We start from the raw sequence: 1,263 nt of genomic DNA, 5'->3' as shown, positions 1-1,263 counted from the left end.
CCAACCGGAACAATTGTTGTAACAGCGCCAACCGGAGCTACTTTAGAATACAGCGTTGACGGAGTGACTTATCAGTCAACATTGATTTTCTCCGGATTAATTCCAGGGAATTATAACGTTACGGTTCGTGATACAGCAACGGGTTGTGTTTCTTCTGCAACGGCAGTAACGGTTAATCCGATTCCTGCTAATCCTAGCGCACCAACTTTAGTAGCCGTTTCGCCTTCAACTTGTGCGGTGGTTACAGGTAGCATTACGGTTACGTCTCCTTTAGGTTCTAATTTTGAGTACAGTATTGATGGTATAACTTATCAGTCTTTAGCTGCATTTTTGAATTTAAGCGCTAATACTTATTTTGTAACCGTACGTGATACAGTTACAGGGTGTGTTTCTTCAGCTACATCCGAAGTCGTTAGACCAGCACCTGTTGCACCTGTTGCACCAACTGCGAGTGTAACCGTTCAGCCAACGTGTACTACACCAACCGGAACAATTGTAGTTACAGCCCCAACCGGAGCTACTTTAGAATACAGTGTTAACGGGATGAATTATCAATCAACAATGATATTCACAGGCTTGGCATCGGGTAATTATAATGTAACGGTACGTGATACAGTAACGGGTTGTGTTTCTTCTGCAACAGTGGTAACAGTGAATCCATTACCTGCAAATCCTGCTGCTCCGACAGCGAGTGTGACAGTTCAGCCTACATGTATTATTACTACTGGAACAATTGAAGTGACGGTGCCTACTGGGGCTTCATTTGAATATAGCATTGATGGAATTAATTACCAGTCTTCAACAACTTTCAGTGGATTAGCTTCCGGAAATTATACCGTAACAGTTCGTGATATTAATACTGGATGTATTTCTTCGGGAACAGCATTGATCGTGAACACAGTTTCAACACCAATTGATGTAATGGTGACTGAAGGATGTGTTAATGGATCCTATACTTTAACTTCGTCAATAACGGATACTGTTAATTATACTTACGAATGGTTAAATGCCAGTGGTATGACCATTGGAACGAATCAGCCAACGCTCGTAGTTACACTACCAGGAAATTATACGTTAGAAGTGACTGATGTAAACGGTGGATGTGTCTCTTCGTATGGCTTAAACGTTCTAAGTGCTTATTGTGAGATTCCAAAAGGTATTTCACCGAATGGAGATACTAAAAACGATGCTTTCGATCTGACAGGACTGAACCCGAAAAAAGTGGAAATTTTCAACAGATATGGTATGAAAGTGTTCAACTAT

1 protein-coding gene is annotated in these 1,263 nt (G+C 41.2%); it reads left to right on the top strand.

The genetic code is table 11. The annotated features are described in order from the left end of the window. A partial coding sequence (locus LZZ90_RS13960; RefSeq protein WP_237791318.1) for a gliding motility-associated C-terminal domain-containing protein occupies nucleotides 1–1,263 on the top strand: 1,263 nt, incomplete at both ends.

Origin of the sequence: Flavobacterium sp. SM15 (genome assembly GCF_022012335.1) — a bacterium.
Taxonomy (GTDB): Bacteria; Bacteroidota; Bacteroidia; order Flavobacteriales; family Flavobacteriaceae; genus Flavobacterium.
This window is presented reverse-complemented; position numbering and strand designations above follow the sequence as displayed.